Origin of the sequence: Leifsonia sp. CL147, from assembly GCF_900114565.1 — a bacterium.
Lineage (GTDB): Bacteria > Actinomycetota > Actinomycetes > Actinomycetales > Microbacteriaceae > Leifsonia.
The window spans coordinates 1-19,779 of sequence record NZ_FOTM01000007.1; the positions used below are offsets into that span (position 1 = coordinate 1).

A 19,779-nucleotide genomic window follows, 5' to 3' on the forward strand; every position below is an offset into this window, starting at 1 on the left:
TTCCCCGAGCCCAACGCAACATTCGTCACGAATCTCGCGGGCGGTCAGTCGTCCTCGAACCGAAGGTGCCGCACGCTGCGGCCGTTGCGACGCACCAGGCGCAACGCCTCGACCCCGATGCGGATGTGGACTTCGACGAAGTCGCGCGTCACTCCCCGATCGCTCTCCGTCGTCTTCACACCCTCCGGCGTCATCGGCTGATCGGAGACCAGCAGAAGCGCCCCGCTCGGGATGCGGTTGGCGAAGCCGGCCGCGAACACCGTCGCCGTCTCCATGTCCACCGCCATGCACCGCGTCCGCTTCAAGTACTCCTTGAAGGTGTCGTCGTGCTCCCAGACCCGGCGGTTGGTCGTGTAGACCGTCCCCGTCCAGTAGTCCTGTTGAAAGTCACGGATGGTGGAGGACACAGCACGCTGCAACTGGAAGGCCGGCAGAGCGGGCACCTCGGGCGGCAGGTAGTCGTTCGACGTGCCCTCGCCCCGGATCGCCGCGATGGGGAGCACGAGGTCGCCGAGCTGGCTCTTCCGCTTCACCCCGCCGCACTTGCCGAGGAACAGCGCCGCCTTCGGCGCGACCGCCGACAGCAGATCCATCACCGTCGCGGCATTCGGGCTGCCCATACCGAAATCCACCATCGTGATGCCGTCGGCCGTCGCGTTCGGCATCGACCGGTCGAGCCCGCGCACCTCTGCCCCGTACCACTCGGCGAACCGCTGGACGTAGTCCCCGAAGTTCGTCAGCAGGATGTGGTCGCCGAACTCCTCGAGCGGCGTTCCGGTGTAGCGGGGCAGCCACTCCCGGACGATCTCGGCCTTGTTACGCAGCGAGGCGTGCGGAGGCACCATCACCGGCGTCACCGCCGTGTCCACCGTGTTCTCTGCATCGACCACTCTTCGTGTCCTCTCGCCTCCGCCGGCCTTGCGGCCCTAGCCCCCGATGCGCGTGCCGAGCAGGCTGCCCACCAGGAACGTCGCGGCCAGCGCAAGGGCGCCGCCCACCACCACTCGTACCATGGCACGAACTCGAGAGCTGCCGCCGATCCACGCCGCGGTGTATCCCGTGACCGCAAGCGCGATCAGCACGGCCACGAAGGTGACCGGGATCCGCACGTCGGCCGGCAGCAGAATGGTGAGCATCGGCAGCACGGCGCCGCACGTGAACGCCACGGCCGAGGCGAGCGCGGCGTGCCAGGGGCTGACCACATCGTCCTGGTCGATGCCGAGCTCGGCGGAGAGATGTGCGGCCAGAGCGTCGTGCTCGGTGAGCTCGACGGCCACCTGGCGAGCCGTCGCCGGCGAGAGTCCGCGTTGCTCGTACAGGCCGGTCAGCTCGTCGAGCTCCTCCTCCGGCATCTCGGCCAGCTCGCGGCGCTCCTTCGCGATCAGCGACCGCTCGCTGTCCCGCTGGCTGCTGACGGACACGTACTCGCCGAGCGCCATCGAGATCGCGCCGCCCACGAGGGCGGCGAGCCCCGCAGTCACGATCGCGGCGACGGACGCGGTGGCTCCCGCGACGCCGACCACGACTGCCGCGACCGAGACGATGCCGTCGTTCGCACCGAGAACGCCCGCACGCAACCAGTTCAGTCGCTGCGCCAGTCCCGAACGGTGCGGCTCATCCGGATGCTGCTCCGGTGCCGCTCCGTCTGCCATCGCTTCGCTCATGTGCCCGACCCCATCTTCAGCTTCGTGGCCCCAGCCTAGGAAAGTCGGCTCCCCGCCGCCACGAAGGTTCGGCGACCCTAATGAGCGCCCAGCCGTTTCCGGAGGAAGTCGATCCGGGACTGCAACTGCGTCACGCTCGCCTGCGCGACCGCGGGCCCTCCGCACACCCGCCGCAGTTCGGCATGGATGAGGCCGTGGGGCTCCCCGGAATTCTTGGAGTACAGCCCGACCAGGCTGTTCAACAGCTGCCGTTGCTCCTTCAGCGTGCGGTGCAGTGGCGCAGGCGGGTGTCCGTTCGCCGTGGCGGGCCGCGACGAGTGACGGCGGGCCTGCCGCTGCTGCCGCTGCAGAAGCAGCTCGTGCACCTGCTCGGGTTCCAGGATGCCCGGGAGGCCGATGAAGTCCAGCTCCTCGTCGGTCCCCGGCACGGCGAAACTGCCGAACTCCTTGCCGTCGTAGACGACCCGGTCGAAGTTCGCCTCGGATGCGAGGGCCTCGAACGCGAACTGCTCGGTCAACGCCTCCGACGCCCGCTCGTCCCGGTTCGCCTCGGCGACCATCGCGTCCTCGGGGTTCCACAGGTCACCCTCGGCGTTCTCGTCGGCGACGCGGTCGAGCGCGTGGTCGCGCTCGAGCTCCATCGCGTTGGCGAGCGCCATCAGGTTGGGAACGTTCGGCAGGAACACCGACGCCGTCTCGCCGCGCCGCCGGGCCCGCACGAACCGGCCGATCGCCTGCGCGAAGTACAGCGGGGTGGATGCGCTGGTCGCGTACACCCCGACGGCCAGCCGGGGCACGTCGACCCCCTCCGACACCATCCGCACCGCGACCATCCAGCGGGACTCGCTCTTCGCGAACTCCTCGATCCGGTCGCTCGCCTCCTTCTCGTCGGAGAGCACCACGGTCACCGGCTCGCCGCTGAGCTGCTGCAGCAGGTCCGCGTACGCGCGTGCCGTGTAGTGGTCGGTCGCGATCACCAGGCCACCCGCGTCCGGGATGGAGTTGCGCACCTCTGTCAGGCGGCGGTCGGCCGCGGACAGCACGGCCGGGATCCACTCGCCGCGCGGATCGAGCGCGGTGCGCCACGCCTGGGCGGTGATGTCTTTCGTGTTGCCCTCGCCGAGCCGCGCCTCCATCTCGTCGCCGGTCTTGGTCCGCCAGCGCATGTGTCCGGCGTAGACCATGAAGATCACGGGACGGACGACGCCGTCCTCGAGCGCGCGTCCGTAGCCGTAGTTGTAGTCGGTGACCGAGGTGCGGATGCCCTGGCGGTCGGGCAGATAGGTCACGAACGGGATGGGCGCCGTGTCCGAGCGGAACGGCGTCCCGGTGAGCGAGAGCCGACGCGTTGCACGCTCGAACGCGTCGCGGATCCCATCGCCCCAGCTGAGCGCGTCGCCGCCGTGATGCACCTCGTCGAGGATCACGAGGGTCTTGTGCGCCTCCGTGATGTCCTTGTGCAGGCTCGGGCGCATCGCCACCTGGGCGTAGGTGACGGCGACCCCCCGGTAGTGCCGGGCGTACCGTCCCTCGGAGTTCTTGAAGTCGGGATCGAGGTGCAGCCCGACCCTCGCCGCCGCCTCCGCCCACTGGCGCTTGAGGTGCTCGGTCGGGGCGACCACGGTCACACGCTCGACGACACGTCGCGAGAGGAGCTCGGTCGCCAGCCGGAGCGCGAAGGTCGTCTTGCCGGCGCCGGGGGTCGCCGCCGCGAGGAAGTCGCGCGGTTCGTGAACGAAGTACGCGTCGAGGGCTTCCGCCTGCCAGGCGCGCAGCTTGCCCGCGGTCCCCCAGGCCGCGCGCTCCGGGAACGATGGCGACAGGTGCTCGGCAGCGAAGCTTCCGGCGTGCACACCGGGTCGCTCGGACTCCTCGAAGGGCTCATCCGGAATGAGTGCTGCTGACGTCTCCACTTGAATCGAATCTACCCGAGACCGCCGACAGAGTCGTTCGATGCGGAATGTCGTTCGATGCAGAATGGGGGCATGGCCGCTGCACAGCATCCCTGGTCCCGTTACGTCGCCCTCGGGGACTCGTTCACCGAGGGGATCGGCGACCCGGAGCCCGGCAGCCCGGGCGGGCACCGCGGCTGGGCGGATCGTGTCGCCGAGGTGCTCAGCCGGCAGACCGACGACTTCGCCTATGCGAACCTGGCCGTCCGCGGCAAGCTCATCAAGCAGATCCTCGACGAGCAGGTGGATGCGGCGGTCGCCCTCCGCCCGGACCTGATCACCATCTCAGCGGGAGGAAACGACGTCATCCGCCCGGGCACCGACCCCGACCAGATCGCGCTGCTCTTCGACGAGGCCGTCTCGCGACTCAGCGTGGACGGGGCGACCATCGTCGTCTTCACCGGTGTGGATGTGGGCTTCTCGCCCGTGTTCCGCGGCATCCGCGGCAAGGTGGCGATCTACAACGAGAACGTCCGCGCTGTCGCCGCGCGCTACGACTGCATCGTGGCGGATCAGTGGGCGCTGACCGAGATCCAGGATCAGCGGATGTGGGCTCCCGACCGCCTGCACCTGGCGCCGCTCGGACACCACACCGTCGCGCGCATGGTTCTCGCCGCGCTGAATGTGGAGAACGACCTGCAGCCGCTCGAGCCGGAGCCGCTCCCACCGCGGACCTGGCGCCAGGCCCGCTCCGAGGACCTCTCGTGGGCTCGCGAGTTCCTGGTCCCCTGGGTGATACGCCGCATCCGGCATCAATCGTCGGGCGACCACGTCACGCCGAAGCGCCCGGACCCCGGCCCGTTCCTGCTCGACCGGGAGTGACGCCGCCGGCCCGGCTACGTGCCCAGGCCACCGGGATGCGCGAGCCGCCACCCGAATCCCGGGTCCGGCACATCCCGGGCGAGAGCGAGCGGCACGGTCTCCGTCTTCCCGTTGAGGGTGAAGGTGCCCTCCCCGAGGACGTCCCCCTTGAAGCCCGAGGACAGCGGCCGCGTCTGCAGATCGACCTGGATGGGCGTGTCCGACCACACGAGGAACGTCTTCGTCTCGGTGGCGATGAGCTTCGACGAGACGCCCCAGGCGGTCGTGTAGGTCCCGAACGCCTGGCCCTTCTGGACCGGCGTCACCGGGTGGAAGCCGTTCTTCATGCTGGTGAGCAACGCCTGCACCCCGGCCCACAGCTCGTCGTGGCTGGAGGCGCCGAGCACCACACCGAGCACCCGGACCTTCGAGGTCCCGACCGGCACCTGGGCCGAGAAGAGCAGGCAGTAGCCGGCCTGGTCGGTGTTCCCGGTCTTGATCCCATCCATCCCGTCGAAGCCGAGGAGGGCGTTGGTGTTGTCCTGCGCGCCGGCCCCGGGCAGGGTCGCGTTCTTCATCGCGACGATCGACGACAGCGCCGGTGACGCGAGCACGAGCTTCCCGATCCCGATCAGGTCCTTCGTCGTGCTGACATTGCCCGGGTCGAGCCCGTCCGGGGTGACGACCTTGGTTCCCGTGAAGCCTTCCTGTGCGAGCCAGCCGTTCGCCGCCTTCAGGTACGCGTCGGTGGACCCGAACGCCCAGTTGGCGAGCGAGATGGCGTAGTTGTTGGCCGAGGGCAGCAGCATCGCCTCGAGCGCCTGCTTCTCGGTGAGCGAGGTCCCCGCGACCACCGGCGCCCACGACCCGCCGGCTGCGATGACACCGTTCCAGATGTCCACATCCCGCTGGGTGAAGGCGATGTCCGGACCCTGGTCGCCGCCGTTCAGCGGCTTCTTCTCGAGCACGACCAGCGCGGTGATCGTCTTGGTGATGCTCGCGATCGGCACGCTCGCCGCGCTGCCGTGCGAGGCGGACGCGTCCGGATAGTCGGGCGCCACGATCGCGGCAGAGCCGTATCCGGGCCAGGCGAGCTGAGCCGCGGGCTGCACCAGCGTCTTCTCGTGGGCGACCACCGCCGCGGTCGCGGGAACCGGGGCCACCAGTGAGGTGACGACGTACCCGAACGCCATCAGCAGGGCGATCACGATGCCGAAGACGACGAACCGCCGCCGGCGGTACACCTTCCGCGAGACACGGCGCGGCGGATCGGCGAGGACTTGCTGGGACACCCTCGGATAGTAGCCGGGACTAGCGATGCGCCGGCTGAGAACGCGCGCGGAGCGCCCACAACGCCACAGCCGACGCCGAGGCGACGTTGAGCGAGTCGACGCCGTGCAGCATCGGGATGGTCAGCACGGTGTCCGCGGCGTGGAGCGCACGCCGGGTGAGCCCGTCGCCCTCCGCGCCGAAGACCATGGCCACACGGTCGGGCGGGTCGGCGGCGTACTCGTCGAGCGTGACCGCGTCGTCCGCGAGGGCGAGGGCCGCGATCGAGAACCCGGCCTCGTGCAGCAGCGGCTCGGCCGCATCCCACTCCGGCAGACGGGTCCACGGCACCTGCAGCACCGTGCCCATGCTCACCCGGACGCTCCGCCGGTAGAGCGGATCCGCGCAGCGCGGCGTGACCAGGACCGCGTCCGCTCCGAGGCCGGCGACCGAACGGAAGATCGCGCCGACGTTCGTGTGGTCGACGATGTCCTCCAGGATCACCACCCGCCGCGCATCCCGGAGCAGGTCCGCCGGGGCGGGCAGCACCGGCCGGTGCATCGCGGCCAGTGCGCCGCGATGCAGGTGGTAGCCGGTGAGCCGCTCCAGCACCGCCGCATCGCCGACGAACACGGGAACGTCGGGGAATCCGGCCAGCAGCGGCTCGACGTCGGCGAGCCACTGCTCCTGCACCAGCACGGACCGGGGCCGGTGGCCCGCCGCCAGCGCCCGCGTGATCACTTTCGTCGACTCGGCGATGTACAGCCCGCCCGCCGGCTCCGTCACGCGCCGCAGCGCGACGTCGGTCAGACGGGAGTAGTCGGCGAGGCCGTCGGCGTCGAGATCCTGGATGCGGTGCACGAGCATGTGCACCAGCCTGCCAGCACCGGGCACCTCCCCAAAAAAGGCCGGTCTCCGAGAGTCGAGCGCCTTCGTATCCCGTCGCGCTTCTGGACGCCCCGCATTCGTCACGAATGTGCACTCCCACGCCGCCGAAGCGACGATTCGTCACGAATGTGCACTCCCACGCCGCCGAAGCGACGATTCGTCACGAATGTGCACTCCCACGCCGTCGAAGCGACGATTCGTCACGAATGTGCACTCCCGCGCCGTCTAAGTGCACATTCGTGACGAATGTGCGTGTCGTTGCGCGCAGCAGGCCACCGCATCCAGCCGCCCGAAACAAATCGGAAAACTGGGGTGTTTAGACTGCGAGAGGATCTGGAGGTGCCTGTGACCACGCTGACGACCGCGCTGCCGCCGGAATTGGCGCGCGGCATCGACCAGGCCGTCGAGCTCCTCAGGGGCCGCAGCTTCGCCGTGCTGACCGGAGCCGGCGTCTCCACGGACTCCGGAATCCCGGACTACCGCGGTGAGGGCGCCCCGCAGCGCACACCGATGACGTTCCAGCAGTTCCTCTCCGACGACCGCTTCCGCAAGCGCTACTGGGCCGGCAGTCACCTGGGCTACCGGCGCTTCGCGGCCGCGCGGCCCAACGACGGCCACCGCGCGCTCGCCCGCCTCGAGGCGACCGGCGGTGCGAACGGGGTCATCACCCAGAACGTGGATGGACTGCACAAGCAGGCAGGATCGCGCCGGGTCGTCGACCTGCACGGGGCGATGGACCGGGTCCTCTGCCTGGTCTGCGGCCAGATCTTCGCCCGCGAGGCGATCACGGCTCGCATCGACGCCGCCAATCCGTGGCTCGAGACCGAGGGCGCGGTCGAGATCGCGCCCGACGGCGACGCGATCGTGAGCGACATCGACGCGTTCATCGTCCCCGACTGCACCGTCTGCGGCGGCCACCTGAAGCCGGATGTCGTGTTCTTCGGCGAGTTCGTCCCCGCCGAGAAGTACCGCGAGGCCAGCGCGCTGGTCCGCTCGGCCGAAGCGCTGGTCATCGCCGGGTCGTCACTGGTCGTCAACTCCGGCATCCGGCTCCTGGAGGAGGCGCGTCGCCGCCGGCTGCCGATCGTCATCGTCAACCGCGGTCAGACGAAGGGCGACGGTCGCGCAACCCTTAAACTGGACGGCGGGACGACGGAGACGCTGGTCGAGCTCGCCGAACGGCTGGCCTGACCGGTACGAGGGATCCGCGTCCCACAGCGAAAGGACGCGCGTGACCTTCATCTCTCTCGTTCGGCATGGTGAGACCGACTGGAACCGCGCCAAGCGCATCCAAGGCTCCAGCGACATCCCGCTGAACGGCACCGGACGGGCCCAGGCGGAGACGACAGGACGCGCGCTCGCCGGCGGCCGGTTCGACGCGATCTATGCCAGCCCGCTCTCGCGTGCACTGGAGACCGCGCAGATCATCGCGGCGCACGTCGGCCTCGACGAGCCGGCCACGCTGCCGGCGGTCGCCGAGCGCAACTACGGCGACGCGGAGGGATTGACCGGCGAGCAGATCCTCGCCCGCTGGCCCGAGGGCACCGTCGTGCCGGGACGCGAGTCGAGGGATGAGGTGGTCGCGCGGGCGCTGCCCGCCTTGCGCGAGCTGGGCGAGCAGCATCCCGGAGAGAACGTCATCGTGGTGAGCCACGGCGGCGTGATCTCGTCACTCGTGCGTCACGTGACCGATCACGCGCTGCCGGCGCCGGGCGAGCTGATCCCCAACGGCTCCGTCCACCGCTTCGTGTACGACGACGGCGAGCTGACGCTCGACCGTTTCAACCTCGGCCCGGAGGATCGCGACCTCTTCACCGCGTCCGTCATGTGACACCGCGTCCGTCATGTGACGCCCGTCCGTCATGTGACGCCCGCCTGCCGGGGAGAGGCGTCAGCGCCGACGGGATGCGACCTCGGTGAGGACCGCGAGCAACCGCTCCGCGGAGCCCTCCCAGGTGTACCGCTGGGCCTGCGCGCGCGAGGCGGCCGAGTGCGCCGCCCAGGCGCCGTCCTGCTCCAGCTGCCGCACCCGCGCGGCCGCCTGCTCGGGTGCATCCGCCTCGAAGAACAGTGCCGCATCCCCGCCGATCTCCCGGAAGATCGGGATGTCGCTGACGACGACCGGCGTACCGAGCGTCATCGCCTCCACGAGAGGGATGCCGAACCCTTCGTCGTGCGAAGCGGACACCAGTGCGGTCGCGGCGGCGAGGGTCTCCGCGTAGTCCGGATCGCTGGCGCCGCCGTGGAACACGAGCCGCGCGGCAGGCGCGAGCTCCGACAGCCGTCGCTGTTCGGCGTCCGGCACGCGGCTCATCAGGTGGAGGGTGTAGTCCGGCAGCAGCGCGACCGCACGCACCAGGGTGTCGACGTTCTTGTACGGCATGAACGAGCCCATGTAGACGAGGCTCTTCGTCTCCGGCGCCGTCCGCTCCGCACGCCCGGGAGCGAGCGCCGGCATGTCCGCCGCATTCGGGACGACGTGCACCGGCCGTTTCGTCAGGTGGTGCTCGGCGATCAGCGCCTTCGTCGTCTCCGAGACGGTGACGACCGCGTCGGAGCGGTTCAGCAGCATCCGCTGCGGCCACCACGCCAGGTGGTACAGCCGCCACAGCCCGCGGACGAACGCGGGCAGGTCGCGCGGCGGGGTCGGGTGGCGGTAGTAGATGAGGTCGTGCACGGTCAGCACCAGGCGGTACTTCCGCCCGAAACCGCCCATCGTCTGCATGGGGGTGAACACCACGTCCGGCTGCAGCCGGTTGACGACGCGCGCGACCCACGGCTCTCCGGCGGAGGTCGGGGACGGGATGATCTCCCACGGCAGGTCGGGCAGCAGGTCGAGCTGCCGATGGTCGTTGATGAGCATCGTGACGGGATGGAGCCTCCCCAGGGCGCCGACGAGGCCGGCCGTGTAACGGCTGATGCCGTCGTGCCGGCCGATCCGCGTGTAACGGCAGTCGAAGACGATCCTCACGAGCGCCCCCGCAGGAAGCGCTCGATCGCGCGGGCCGCATCCACCGGCGTCTCGTAGTGGATGAGGTGCCCGACCTTCGGGATGACGACGAGCTCCGCCTGCGGGAACAGCGTCTGCAGCCGGTACTCCGCAGCGACCGGCGTGATGTCGTCCTTCTCGGCCGCCAGGAGCAGGGTCGGCTCCGGGATGCGCGCCGCGTACTCGCTCACATCGTGCGACACCGAGGCGCGGAACGCCTCCAGGACGACCTGCCGGTCGCTGAACGCCGAGAAGTACCGGTCGTGCTGGTCGTGGATCCAGCGGCGCAGGGCAGCATCCTTCGTCTTCGCCATGGTGATGCTCATCACCCGGACGATGAGCCGGTTCCGCAGCAGCGCGAAGCCGAGCCGTTCGGGGAGGACCGCCGCGAGCCAGTAGTAGAAGATCGCGAGGCGCGTGAACACGCCGCGCGGCCCCTCGAGCGCGGGCTGCCCGATGGGGTTCACGAGGACGACGGCGTCCGGCCGGGCGCCAGCGCCCACACCGCCGTCGTCGCCCGCCACCGCGCCTTCGCCCGCGTGCTCAGCGAGCGAACCCGCCACGACGATCGACCCGAACGAGTGCCCCAGCAGTACGACGCGCCCGCCGAGGTCGAGCGCCGCCACGAACTCCTGCAGCCACCTCCCGTACCCCTGGATGTCGTGGGCCGCCTCCGTCATCGGCGTCGAGGCGCCGAACCCCGGAAGGTCCGGCGACACCATCCGCACCCCGTCGAGCTGGGCGACGACCGGCTCCAGGCCGTGGTGGTCGCCGCGGAAGCCGTGGACGAGCACCAGCGTCGTCGCCGCATCCGGTTCGCCGTAGTCCCAGTACCGGGTGGTCGAGCCGAGGATGCCGACCTCCTCCTCGCGCACAGGCACGCGCTCCAGGGCGTCGGCGTAGGGTGAGGTGACAGTCATCGCCTCCAGTCTAGGCAGGACTGGACAGGCGACCGTCCGCACGTCCTAGACTTCTCTGGTTGCAATCGCTTGCACCGCAGTGCGGCGGCTTGCGAACCTCCCCCGGACCCCCGCCAGAAGGAGAACCGTGAGTTTCACCGCGCCCATCACGCTGCCCGGGCTCGCCCTCGACCCCCAGTGGTACCGCCGTTCGGTGTTCTACGAGGTCATGGTGCGCTCGTTCGTCGACAGCAACGGCGACGGGTCCGGCGACATCAGCGGGCTCACCTCGAAGCTCGACTACCTGCAGTGGCTCGGCATCGATGCGCTCTGGCTCCCGCCGTTCTTCCAGTCGCCGCTGCGCGACGGCGGGTACGACGTCTCGGACTTCACCTCGATCCTGCCGGAGTTCGGCACCATCGAGGAGTTCCGCGAGCTCGTCACCAAGGCGCACGAGCGCAACATGCGCATCATCATCGATCTGCCGATCAACCACACCTCGGACCAGCACGAGTGGTTCCAGCAGTCGCGGTCCGACCCCGACGGTCCCTACGGCGACTTCTACGTCTGGAACGACACGGACGACAAGTGGCCGGACATCCGCATCATCTTCGTCGACACCGAGGACTCCAACTGGGCCTTCGACGAGGCCCGCCGGCAGTTCTACTTCCACCGGTTCTTCTCGCACCAGCCCGACCTCAACTTCGAGAACCCCGCCGTCCACGAGGCGATGTACGCCATCGTGAAGTTCTGGCTGGACCTCGGCGTCGACGGCTTCCGCCTGGATGCCATCCCGTACCTCTACGAGTCCGACGAGGGGAACGGCGAGGGCGAGCCGAAGACCCACGAGTTCATCATCAGGCTGCGCGAATGGGTGGACCGGGAGTATCCCGGCCGCATCATGATCGCCGAGGCGAACCAGTGGCCGCGCGAGGTCGCCGCGTTCTTCGGCAGCGAGGAGGAGCCGGAGTGCCACATGGCGTTCGACTTCCCCGTCATGCCGCGCATCTTCTACGCGCTGCGTTCGCAGCAGGCCGGGGAGCTCGTCCGGGTGCTGTCGGAGACGACCGACGTCCCCGAAGGCGCCGCGTGGGGCGTCTTCCTGCGCAACCACGACGAGCTGACGCTCGAGATGGTGAGCGAGGAGTACCGCCAGGCGATGTACGGCTGGTACGCCTACGACCCGCGGATGCGCGCCAACATCGGCATCCGCCGGCGCCTCGCCCCGCTGCTCGACAACTCGCGGGCCGAGCTGGAGCTGGCGCACGCCCTCCTGTTCTCGCTTCCCGGCAGTCCGTTCCTCTACTACGGCGACGAGATCGCTATGGGCGACAACATCTGGCTGCCCGACCGCGACAGCTCACGCACGCCGATGCAGTGGACGCCGGACCGCAACGCCGGCTTCTCCAGCGCCGACCCCGGCAAGCTGTTCCTGCCGATCGTCCAGTCGCTGGTGTTCCACTACAACCAGGTCAACGTGGAGGCGCAGCTCGCCCAGTCCCGGTCGCTCCTGCACTGGATCCGCAACGTCATCCACGTTCGGAAGGCGCATCCTGTGTTCGGCCTGGGCGACATCCGGGTGCTGCCGACCGACCACGAGTCGGTCCTCGCGTTCGTGCGCTCCTATGCGGGCAGCGGGACGCACTTCGGCGACCAGCCGGAGGACGTGCTGTGCGTGTTCTCGTTCGCGCACAACCCCGTCTCGGTCACCCTGGAGGCGCCCGAGTTCGCCGGCCGTGCGCTCTACGACCTGTTCGGCGGGGCGGAGTTCCCGACCGTCGCCGACGACGGCCGCTTCACCCTGACCCTCGGCACCCAGAACTTCTACTGGCTGCACCTGGAACCCCGCCGCGACTGACCCCGTTTGGCCCCGTCCCTTTTCGCCCCGTCCCTTTTCGCCGAGGTGCTCGTTGTTGCGCATCCCGACGGCGTGTCGCCTGCAACGACGAGCACTTCGGCGTGCCTCCCGCGCGGGGAAAGCCCGGGTGCATAGCGTTGGGGCATGAGCTCCTGGCATCAGCGTCTCGGCGTCTTCGATCTTGAGACCACGGGCATCGACGTCGAATCGGCCAGGATCGTCACCGCCCACGTCGGCCTGCTCGACGAGACCGGTCAGGTGCTGCACCGCCGGGACTGGATCCTCGACCCCGTCGTCGAGATCCCGGCCGAGGCCACGGCCGTCCACGGCATCACGACCGAGCGTGCACGCCAGGACGGGATGGATGCGGCCCGCGGCATCGCGGCGATCGTCGCGCAGCTTCGCAGCCTGTTCGAGCGCGGCATCCCGGTGGTCGCCTACAACGCGCCCTACGACTTCACGCTGCTCGACCGGGAGGCGCGACGACATGGCCTCGAGCCCCTCGTCTCCCCCGGTCCGATCATCGATCCACTGGTCATCGACCGGGCGGTGGACAAGTTCCGGCGCGGAAAGCGCACCCTCACCGTCACGGCCATGCATTACGGCGTCGACCTTCTCGGGGCGCACGACGCGGGCGCCGACGCGATCGCGGCAGGGCGCGTCGCACAGGCGCTGGCGCGCATCCATGCGGAGGCGCTGGCCTTCGAAGCCGCGGAACTGCACCGCCGCCAAGTGGACTGGTGCCGCGAACAGGCCGCCGACTTCCAGGACTACATGCGACGGGAACGCGACCCCGAGTTCACCACCTCCGGAGCCTGGCCGCTGCGCTGAGCCCGGCGCCGGACAGCGTCGATCCCGCTTCCCCCACGAGCGGAGGACTATTGCACGGGCCGCCGGGCCGCTACGGTGTCGCCCATGACGGACTCCAATCTGAACCCGCAGCCGCTTCCCCCGCAGCAGCCTCAGTACGGCCAACCAGGCGCACCCGCTGCCGCGCGCTGGAACACTCTGGCGATCGTCGCGTTCATCGTGACGTTCTTCATCAACATCGTCGGCATCATCCTCGGCTTCATCGCGCTCAACCAGATCAAGCGCACCGGCGAGAAGGGCCACGGTCTCGCCCTCGCGGCGGTCATCATCGGCTTCGCGTCGATCGTGCTCGGCATCATCATCACCATCGTGGTCTTCTCGGCGGCCGGCAGCATGGTGCACACGACGTCGTGAGCTCCCCCAGCTGATCCTCGCTCGCCTACGACGAAGGCCCCCGTCCACTGGACGGGGGCCTTCGTGCGAGCGTGAAGCGCGAAGAGCGCTTACTTGCCGAAGTTCTTGTAGCGGGTGTTGAACTTCTCGACACGGCCGGCCGAGTCGAGGATGCGCTGCTTGCCCGTGTAGAACGGGTGCGACTCGGAAGAGATCTCGACGTCGATCACCGGGTAGGTGTTGCCGTCCTCCCACTCGATGGTCTTGTCGCTCGAGACGGTGGAGCGGGTGAGGAACGTCGCACCCGAGGCCAGGTCGCGGAAAACCACCGGGGCGTAGTCGGGGTGGATGCCAGTCTTCATCAGGACTTCCTTGTTGCAGCTAGTAGTCGGTTCGGTCATGTCCGCGCAGACCGCGTGGACGGGAAGCTTCTTCGCCCACCGGACGATCGTTACCGGGACGGCAGGATCGGTTCGGGGGCCAGCTATCGAGTCTAGCAGATCGGCCCGCCCGACTCGGCCGATTGAGGCCGTCGCCGGCCTCAATCCGTGGACTCGGTCACGATCCCCTGGCGCGCCCGGGCGGTGAACCGCCCATCCGACTCGGCGATCTCGACGTCCACGTCGAAGGTCGCGCTCAGGTTCTCGCTCGTGATGACCTCGCCGAGGGGGCCCTGCGCGGTGATCTCGCCGTCCTTGAGCAGGAGAGCGCGGTTGAACGCCTGCGGGATCTCCTCCACGTGGTGGGTGACCATCACGATCGCCGGGGACTTCGGGTCGCTGGCGTAGCCGCCGAGCAGCTGCAGCAGCTCTTCGCGGCCGCCCAGGTCGAGGCTGGCGGCGGGCTCGTCGAGCAGCAGAATCTCAGGGTCGGTCATCACCGAACGGGCGATCTGCACGCGCTTCTGCTCGCCGTCCGAGAGGCTGCCGAAGGTGCGGTCGGCCAGGTGGTCCAGGTGCCATTCCGCGAGCACCCGGTGCGCACGACGCTCGTCGATCTCCTCGTAGAGCTCGTTCCATCGGCCGGTGACCGCGTACGCGGCCGTCATGACCACATCCAGCACTCGCTCGTTCCGGGGGATGCGGCGGGCGAGCGCGCTCGAGGCGAACCCGAGCAGCGGCCGCAGCTCGGACAGGTCCGTGTGGCCGACCGATTCGCCCAGCACCACGGCCTCGCCGGAGGTGGGGTGCAGCGCCGCCGCGGCGATCTGCAGCAGGGTGGTCTTGCCCGCCCCGTTCCGGCCCAGGATGACCCAGCGCTCGTCCGGCTCGACCGTCCAGTCGATACCCTTCAGGACGGGGTTGCCGTCCCGCACAACGGACACGTCGGTAAGTCGGAGAACGCTGTCGGCCATGCGTTCCAGCCTACCGTCGCACGACGCGCATCCGTGACGGGCGGGCCGTCAGCGCGCGAGCAGCGACCGGTAGACGTCGCGCGTCTGCTCGGCGATCGCCGGCCAGCCGAACGAGGTCTCCGCGCGCTCGCGCCCCGCCTGGCCCATCGCGGCGGCATGCGCCGGATCGCCGACGACCTCCGTGAGCGCGGCGGCGAGGTCGGCGACGAACGCCTCGGGATCGGTCGGCGTCCCCGTGCCGTCCTGCACCTGCTGGATGGGCACGAGCCGGCCGGTCACACCATCCACGATCACCTCGGGGATGCCGCCGGTCGCAGTCCCGACGACGGGCAGACCGCACGCCATCGCCTCCAGGTTCACGATTCCGAGCGGCTCGTAGATCGACGGGCAGACAAAGACGGTGGATGCCGTGAGCGCGATCCGCAGCTCGTCGTTCGGGAGCAGGCGGTCGATCCACACGACGCCGTCGCGCTCCCGCTGGAGTTGCTCCACCAGACCGGTCACCTCGGCGAGGATCTCGGGCGTGTCGGGCGCGCCGGCGCAGAGGATCACCTGAACCTCCGGCGGCAGCATCCGTGCCGCGCGCAGCAGATACGGCAGGCCCTTCTGGCGCGTGATGCGGCCGACGAAGACGACGGCCGGACGGTCCGGGTCGATGCCCAGCGCCCGCGCGCGCTCGTCGTCCCGGAGAGGCTGCCAGCGCTCCAGATCGATTCCGTTGTAGATCGTCACGACCTTCGCCGGGTCGAGCGACGGGTACGCGGCGAGGATGTCGCGCCGCATCCCGTCGCTGACCGCGATGACGGTGTCGGCGGCCTCGAACGCCGTCTTCTCGATCCAGCTGGACACGCGATACCCGCCGCCCAGCTGCTCGGCCTTCCACGGCCGCAGCGGCTCCAGGCTGTGCGCAGTGACCACGTGCGGGATGCCGTGCAGCAGCTTCGCCACGTGACCGGCGCCGTTCGCGTACCAGGTGTGCGAATGGACGATGTCCGCCTCCCCGCAGTCCTGCGCCATCTGCAGGTCGACGCCGAGCGTCGCGATCGCGCCGTTCGCGTCCGCGAGCTCCGCCGGAACTCGGTAGGAGGCCGTGTCCGGCTCGTCCCGGTGCTCCCCGAAGGCACGCACCACGACCTCCGTATCACTGCGGAGGGCTCGCACGAGCTCGGTGACGTGGACTCCGGCTCCGCCGTAGATGTCCGGCGGGTACTCCCGGGTCAGAAGGTTGACGCGCATGACCAAAACGCTAGTACAGCAAACGAATGGCCTCTACTGTTAGGGGCATGGCAGCAGGCAAGAAGATCTTCGGCATCGTCCTCGCGGGCGGAGAGGGCAAGCGGTTGATGCCGCTGACGGCGGACCGGGCGAAGCCCGCGGTCCCGTTCGGCGGACAGTACCGGCTCATCGATTTCGCTCTCTCGAATCTCATCAACTCGCAGCTGCGCCAACTCGTCGTGCTGACCCAGTACAAGTCGCACAGCCTCGACCGGCATGTCTCGCAGACCTGGCGCCTGGACGGGATCACCAACTCCTACATCGCGTCGGTCCCGGCCCAGCAGCGGCTCGGGAAGCGGTGGTTCAGCGGGTCGGCGGACGCCATCCTGCAGAGCCTCAACCTGCTCCGCGACGAGAAGCCGGACATCGTGGTGGTCGTCGGCGCCGACCACGTGTACCGGATGGACTTCGGCCAGATGATCGAGGCCCACATCGCCTCCGGCGCGCCGGCGACGGTCGCCGCGATCCGGCAGCCGATCGCGCTCGCCGACCAGTTCGGCGTGATCGAGGTGGAGCGGGAGCGGCCCACCCGCATCGGTGCCTTCCGCGAGAAGCCGCGCGACCCGATCGGCCTGCCCGACTCGCCCGACGAGGTCCTCGCGTCGATGGGCAACTACGTCTTCGACGCCGACGCCCTGATCGACGCGGTGGTGCGCGACGGCGACCGTCCGGACTCCAACCACGACATGGGCGGCGACATCATCCCCGACTTCGTGTCGCGCGGCGAGGCGGCGGTCTACGACTTCAACAACAACGACGTCCCGGGATCGACGGACCGCGACCGCTACTACTGGCGGGATGTGGGGACGATCGACTCGTTCTTCGAGGCCCACCAGGACCTGATCTCGGCGCTGCCGATCTTCAACCTCTACAACAACCAGTGGCCGATCTTCAGCCAGCAGCTCAACTCCCCGCCGGCCAAGATCGTGCGGGACGGACGCGGTGCGCTGGGAACGACCATCGACTCCATCGTCTCCCTGGGCTCCGTGATCTCGGGCGCGCACCTGGAGCGCAGCGTCCTCGGCCCGTGGGCCAAGGTCGACTCGGGCGCGAAGGTGGTCGACTCCGTCGTCTTCGAGCGTGCGGTCATCGAGCCGAACGCGTTCGTCGGCCGCGCCATCCTCGACAAGGACGTGATCGTCGCCGAGGGCGCGCAGATCGGCGTCGACCCCGATCGCGACCGCGCCCGCGGCTTCACGGTCACCGAGTCCGGCATCACCGTCGTCGGCAAGGGCGTGCACGTCGTTCCATGACCCCTGCAGAACACGAACGAACATCAGGGCACCGCACGGCATCCGTCCTGGTCGTTCTCGACGCCGACTCCACCCTGCTGCAGGACGAAGTGATCGAGCTGCTCGCCGAAGAGGCGGGAGCACGCACCGAGGTCGCCGAGATCACCGAGCGCGCGATGCGCGGCGAGCTCGACTTCGAGGAGAGCCTGCGGGAGCGCGTGCGGACCCTCGAAGGACTGCCTGCCTCGGTCTTCCAGCATGTCGGCGAACGCATCCGGGTCACCGAGGGCGTGCCGGAGCTCGTCGCCGGGGTGCACGCGGCGGGTGGAGTGGTCGGCGTGGTCTCCGGCGGATTCCACGAGCTTCTCGACCCGATCGGCGAACGCCTCGGGCTCGACCACTGGCGCGCCAACCGCCTCGTGGTCGAGGACGGCGTGCTCACCGGAGAGGTCGACGGACCGGTGGTGGATGCGGCCGCGAAGGCCCAGGCGCTCCTGTTCTGGGCGGCCGCCGAGGGCGTCCACCCGCGTCAGACCGTCGCGATCGGCGACGGAGCCAACGACCTGCGGATGATGGAGGAGGCGGGGCTCTCCGTCGCCTTCAACGCCAAGCCGGCCGTCCGCGCCCAGGCGGACCTGGTGATCGACCACCCGGACCTCTCGCAGGTCCTCCCCCTCCTCGGCCTCCGCGGCTGACCCGCCCCGCGTCTCTGCCGGCCTACCGCCGATCTGCCGGCCTGCGCTTCGCGCTCGCTCTCTCCCCGTCCCGTGCCTCCCCGCGCCTCCCGCGCCGTCCCGCGCCTCCCCGCGCCTCCCGCGCCTCCCGCCGATCAGCCGAGGTGCTCGTTGTTGCAGCCGACACGCCGCATCCACGTGCAACTACGAGCACTTCGGCGGGATGGACGGGCGGCGCGGCGGGATGGATGGGAGGGACGGGAGGGACGGCGGGAGGGACGGGCGGCGCGAGTCAGGCAGGGCGGGCTAGTGGCCCATACCGAGACCGCCGTCGACGGGGATGACCGCGCCGGAGATGTAGCCGGCGTCGTCCCCGGCGATCCAGGTGACGACCTTGGCGACCTCCGCCGCCGAGGCGAACCGCCCGGCGGGGATGCTCTTCTTGTACTCGGCCTGCTGCGCCTCGGGCAGTGCCGCCGTCATATCCGTCTCGATGAAGCCGGGCGCGACCACATTCGCGGTGATGCCGCGTGCACCCAGTTCGCGTGTGATCGAGCGGGCCATCCCGACGAGGCCGGCTTTCGAGGACGCGTAATTGACCTGACCGGCGCCGCCGAACAGACCGACGACGCTCGAGATCAGCACGATCCGGCCGAAGCGCGCCTTCAGCATCCCCTTGTTCGCACGCTTCACGACCCGGAACGCGCCTCCCAGGTTCGTCTCGACGACCGAATCGAACTCCTCGTCGGTCATGCGCATCAGCAGCGTGTCCTTGGTGATGCCCGCATTCGCGACCACGACCTCCACGGGGCCGAGCTTCTGCTCCACCTCGGTGAACGCCGCATCCACGGAGGCCGCGTCCGTCACATCCGCCCGCACCGTCAACGCGCCCTCCGGGCCTTCTCCCGACCGGGCTGTGACCGCGACGCGGTGCCCCTGGGCGACGAACTCCTCAGCGATCGCGTAGCCGATCCCTCGGTTCCCCCCGGTGACGAGGACAGTGCGTGGCGTGGTCATGCGGTTCCCTTCTGCCGAAATGTCCGTGATCGGACGGACACCTCAGTTTATGGACGTACTCTGGAGTCAACGCACATGAAGAAGCCCACAGCTCCGTCGATCACGAGCCTGCCCCTCTCCCCCGACGAGGAACGACGGCGCCGGATGATCAAGTATTCGGTCGCCATGGGGGTACGCGTGGTCTGTCTGATCGTCGCGGTCATCGTTCCGGGATGGTGGGCGACGGTCCCGCTGATCGGCGCGATCTTCCTGCCCTACTTCGCCGTCGTGATCGCGAACGTCTCGAGCGACCCGCGTCGAGGCGAAGTCCAGCGTCCAGGCAATATCCTTCCAGTGGCGCCCCCGGTCCCGGGACCGCGCGACGACCAGCAGGAGGACCAGTGATCGGGTTCGGCGAGCCTGCGCCGTTGACGTGCTCTCGTGCCGGATGCGGTGACACCGCGTCGTGGCGGATCGAATGGCGCAACCCCCGCATCCACTCGGCCGACCGGGTGAAGGTGTGGCTCGCCTGCGGGGAGCACGTGGAGTACCTGCGGGAGTTCCTGGAGGCGCGTGACTTCCCGGTTCGGGTCGTGCCCGCGGCGGACGGGGAGTCCGCTGCGGACGGGGAGCCCGCGGCGGACGGGGAGTCCGCTGCGGACGGCGTGCCCGCGGCGGACGGGGAGGCCGCGCCCGCGGCGGACGGGGAGGCCGACGGCCCGGAG

20 protein-coding genes and 1 pseudogene are annotated in these 19,779 nt (G+C 69.5%); 10 read left to right on the plus strand and 11 right to left on the minus strand.

Annotation, left to right across the window (positions count from 1 at the left end; all coding sequences use genetic code 11):
- Positions 1 to 44: 44 nt before the first annotated feature.
- The 3 genes from BM287_RS07920 to BM287_RS07930 all read right to left on the minus strand — a co-directional run bounded on the left by BM287_RS07920 (position 45) and on the right by BM287_RS07930 (position 3,517).
- Positions 45 to 890, minus strand: a complete 846-nt coding sequence (locus BM287_RS07920; protein ID WP_090038304.1) for an AMP nucleosidase — start codon at positions 888 to 890, stop codon at positions 45 to 47.
- A 36-nt stretch (positions 891 to 926) separates the two neighbouring features.
- Positions 927 to 1,652 carry a VIT1/CCC1 transporter family protein gene (locus tag BM287_RS07925; RefSeq protein ID WP_090038365.1) on the minus strand — a complete coding sequence of 242 codons (726 nt, stop codon included), beginning with the start codon at positions 1,650 to 1,652 and terminating at the stop codon, positions 927 to 929.
- Between the two features lie 89 nt (positions 1,653 to 1,741).
- Positions 1,742 to 3,517, minus strand: coding sequence for a DEAD/DEAH box helicase (locus tag BM287_RS07930; RefSeq protein ID WP_090038361.1), 1,776 nt, complete (start codon positions 3,515 to 3,517; stop codon positions 1,742 to 1,744).
- A 132-nt stretch (positions 3,518 to 3,649) separates the two neighbouring features.
- On the opposite strand from BM287_RS07930, the gene BM287_RS07935 reads away from it, so the two are divergent.
- Complete coding sequence (locus tag BM287_RS07935) at positions 3,650 to 4,438, plus strand: SGNH/GDSL hydrolase family protein (RefSeq protein WP_090038300.1); 789 nt, start codon at positions 3,650 to 3,652, stop codon at positions 4,436 to 4,438.
- A gap of 14 nt (positions 4,439 to 4,452) precedes the next feature.
- Here BM287_RS07935 and BM287_RS07940 read toward each other — a convergent pair whose 3' ends face one another.
- Together BM287_RS07940 and BM287_RS07945 are read right to left on the minus strand one after the other, a co-directional pair.
- The gene (locus BM287_RS07940; protein ID WP_244528050.1) at positions 4,453 to 5,709 is read right to left on the minus strand and encodes a D-alanyl-D-alanine carboxypeptidase family protein; all 1,257 of its coding nucleotides are present in this window, start codon (positions 5,707 to 5,709) and stop codon (positions 4,453 to 4,455) included.
- Between the two features lie 19 nt (positions 5,710 to 5,728).
- Positions 5,729 to 6,553: a TrmH family RNA methyltransferase gene (locus BM287_RS07945; RefSeq protein WP_090038296.1), complete on the minus strand. Its 825-nt coding sequence runs from the start codon at positions 6,551 to 6,553 to the stop codon at positions 5,729 to 5,731.
- Positions 6,554 to 6,919: 366 nt separating this feature from the next.
- Between BM287_RS07945 and BM287_RS07950 the strand changes: the two genes are divergently transcribed.
- Both BM287_RS07950 and BM287_RS07955 read left to right on the plus strand, forming a co-directional pair.
- Positions 6,920 to 7,765: a Sir2 family NAD-dependent protein deacetylase gene (locus tag BM287_RS07950; protein ID WP_090038292.1), complete on the plus strand. Its 846-nt coding sequence runs from the start codon at positions 6,920 to 6,922 to the stop codon at positions 7,763 to 7,765.
- A 40-nt stretch (positions 7,766 to 7,805) separates the two neighbouring features.
- Positions 7,806 to 8,405 (plus strand): histidine phosphatase family protein, encoded by a 600-nt coding sequence (locus BM287_RS07955; protein WP_090038289.1) that lies wholly within the window; start codon positions 7,806 to 7,808, stop codon positions 8,403 to 8,405.
- Between the two features lie 60 nt (positions 8,406 to 8,465).
- On the opposite strand, the gene BM287_RS07960 is transcribed toward BM287_RS07955, so the two are convergent.
- Together BM287_RS07960 and BM287_RS07965 are read right to left on the minus strand one after the other, a co-directional pair.
- Complete coding sequence (locus BM287_RS07960) at positions 8,466 to 9,545, minus strand: glycosyltransferase family 4 protein (RefSeq protein WP_090038285.1); 1,080 nt, start codon at positions 9,543 to 9,545, stop codon at positions 8,466 to 8,468.
- Complete coding sequence (locus BM287_RS07965; RefSeq protein WP_090038282.1) at positions 9,542 to 10,483, minus strand: alpha/beta fold hydrolase; 942 nt, start codon at positions 10,481 to 10,483, stop codon at positions 9,542 to 9,544. Before BM287_RS07965 ends, BM287_RS07960 begins: the two co-directional genes overlap by 4 nt.
- Positions 10,484 to 10,610: 127 nt before the next feature.
- Here BM287_RS07965 and treS point away from each other — a divergent pair, with 127 nt between their 5' ends.
- The 3 genes from treS to BM287_RS07980 all read left to right on the plus strand — a co-directional run bounded on the left by treS (position 10,611) and on the right by BM287_RS07980 (position 13,544).
- Entirely contained in the window at positions 10,611 to 12,320 is a 1,710-nt protein-coding gene (gene treS / locus BM287_RS07970) for a maltose alpha-D-glucosyltransferase (protein ID WP_090038278.1), read from the plus strand.
- A 144-nt stretch (positions 12,321 to 12,464) separates the two neighbouring features.
- Positions 12,465 to 13,151 carry a 3'-5' exonuclease gene (locus BM287_RS07975; RefSeq protein ID WP_090038274.1) on the plus strand — a complete coding sequence of 229 codons (687 nt, stop codon included), beginning with the start codon at positions 12,465 to 12,467 and terminating at the stop codon, positions 13,149 to 13,151.
- 84 nt (positions 13,152 to 13,235) lie between these two features.
- Positions 13,236 to 13,544, plus strand: a complete 309-nt coding sequence (locus BM287_RS07980) for a DUF4190 domain-containing protein (RefSeq protein WP_090038354.1) — start codon at positions 13,236 to 13,238, stop codon at positions 13,542 to 13,544.
- A gap of 89 nt (positions 13,545 to 13,633) precedes the next feature.
- Here BM287_RS07980 and BM287_RS07985 read toward each other — a convergent pair whose 3' ends face one another.
- The 3 genes from BM287_RS07985 to glgA all read right to left on the minus strand — a co-directional run bounded on the left by BM287_RS07985 (position 13,634) and on the right by glgA (position 16,113).
- Positions 13,634 to 13,885 carry a type B 50S ribosomal protein L31 gene (locus BM287_RS07985; RefSeq protein ID WP_090038270.1) on the minus strand — a complete coding sequence of 84 codons (252 nt, stop codon included), beginning with the start codon at positions 13,883 to 13,885 and terminating at the stop codon, positions 13,634 to 13,636.
- 179 nt (positions 13,886 to 14,064) lie between these two features.
- The gene (locus BM287_RS07990; protein WP_090038266.1) at positions 14,065 to 14,877 is read right to left on the minus strand and encodes an ABC transporter ATP-binding protein; all 813 of its coding nucleotides are present in this window, start codon (positions 14,875 to 14,877) and stop codon (positions 14,065 to 14,067) included.
- A 48-nt stretch (positions 14,878 to 14,925) separates the two neighbouring features.
- Positions 14,926 to 16,113: a glycogen synthase gene (gene glgA, locus BM287_RS07995; protein ID WP_090038262.1), complete on the minus strand. Its 1,188-nt coding sequence runs from the start codon at positions 16,111 to 16,113 to the stop codon at positions 14,926 to 14,928.
- Positions 16,114 to 16,160: 47 nt separating this feature from the next.
- On the opposite strand from glgA, the gene BM287_RS08000 reads away from it, so the two are divergent.
- Together BM287_RS08000 and serB are read left to right on the plus strand one after the other, a co-directional pair.
- Positions 16,161 to 17,405, plus strand: a complete 1,245-nt coding sequence (locus tag BM287_RS08000) for a glucose-1-phosphate adenylyltransferase (protein ID WP_090038258.1) — start codon at positions 16,161 to 16,163, stop codon at positions 17,403 to 17,405.
- Complete coding sequence (serB, locus tag BM287_RS08005; protein WP_090038254.1) at positions 17,402 to 18,079, plus strand: phosphoserine phosphatase SerB; 678 nt, start codon at positions 17,402 to 17,404, stop codon at positions 18,077 to 18,079. The genes BM287_RS08000 and serB overlap by 4 nt, the downstream gene beginning before the upstream one ends.
- 285 nt (positions 18,080 to 18,364) lie before the next feature.
- Here the strand turns inward: serB and fabG are convergent, their stop codons facing one another.
- Positions 18,365 to 19,075 carry a 3-oxoacyl-ACP reductase FabG gene (gene fabG / locus BM287_RS08010; protein ID WP_090038251.1) on the minus strand — a complete coding sequence of 237 codons (711 nt, stop codon included), beginning with the start codon at positions 19,073 to 19,075 and terminating at the stop codon, positions 18,365 to 18,367.
- Between the two features lie 75 nt (positions 19,076 to 19,150).
- Here fabG and BM287_RS08015 point away from each other — a divergent pair, with 75 nt between their 5' ends.
- Positions 19,151 to 19,459, plus strand: coding sequence for a DUF3099 domain-containing protein (locus tag BM287_RS08015; RefSeq protein WP_090038246.1), 309 nt, complete (start codon positions 19,151 to 19,153; stop codon positions 19,457 to 19,459).
- Positions 19,456 to 19,653: pseudogene (locus BM287_RS17945) on the plus strand (hypothetical protein); the annotation flags it as partial. The gene BM287_RS08015 and the pseudogene BM287_RS17945, both read left to right, overlap by 4 nt.
- Positions 19,654 to 19,779: the final 126 nt, after the last annotated feature.

Excerpts from the sequence above, each read along its gene's own strand:
- BM287_RS07975 (WP_090038274.1), top strand. The coding sequence starts at position 12,465 with ATGAGCTCCTGGCATCAGCGTCTCGGCGTCTTCGATCTTGAGACCACG.
- BM287_RS08000 (WP_090038258.1), top strand. The coding sequence starts at position 16,161 with ATGGCAGCAGGCAAGAAGATCTTCGGCATCGTCCTCGCGGGCGGAGAG.
- BM287_RS07925 (WP_090038365.1), bottom strand. The coding sequence starts at position 1,652 with ATGGCAGACGGAGCGGCACCGGAGCAGCATCCGGATGAGCCGCACCGT.
- BM287_RS07935 (WP_090038300.1), top strand. The coding sequence starts at position 3,650 with ATGGCCGCTGCACAGCATCCCTGGTCCCGTTACGTCGCCCTCGGGGAC.
- BM287_RS07990 (WP_090038266.1), bottom strand. The coding sequence starts at position 14,877 with ATGGCCGACAGCGTTCTCCGACTTACCGACGTGTCCGTTGTGCGGGAC.
- BM287_RS07965 (WP_090038282.1), bottom strand. The coding sequence starts at position 10,483 with ATGACTGTCACCTCACCCTACGCCGACGCCCTGGAGCGCGTGCCTGTG.
- BM287_RS07945 (WP_090038296.1), bottom strand. The coding sequence starts at position 6,553 with ATGCTCGTGCACCGCATCCAGGATCTCGACGCCGACGGCCTCGCCGAC.
- BM287_RS07985 (WP_090038270.1), bottom strand. The coding sequence starts at position 13,885 with ATGAAGACTGGCATCCACCCCGACTACGCCCCGGTGGTTTTCCGCGAC.
- serB (WP_090038254.1), top strand. The coding sequence starts at position 17,402 with ATGACCCCTGCAGAACACGAACGAACATCAGGGCACCGCACGGCATCC.
- BM287_RS08015 (WP_090038246.1), top strand. The coding sequence starts at position 19,151 with ATGAAGAAGCCCACAGCTCCGTCGATCACGAGCCTGCCCCTCTCCCCC.
- glgA (WP_090038262.1), bottom strand. The coding sequence starts at position 16,113 with ATGCGCGTCAACCTTCTGACCCGGGAGTACCCGCCGGACATCTACGGC.
- fabG (WP_090038251.1), bottom strand. The coding sequence starts at position 19,075 with ATGACCACGCCACGCACTGTCCTCGTCACCGGGGGGAACCGAGGGATC.
- BM287_RS07980 (WP_090038354.1), top strand. The coding sequence starts at position 13,236 with ATGACGGACTCCAATCTGAACCCGCAGCCGCTTCCCCCGCAGCAGCCT.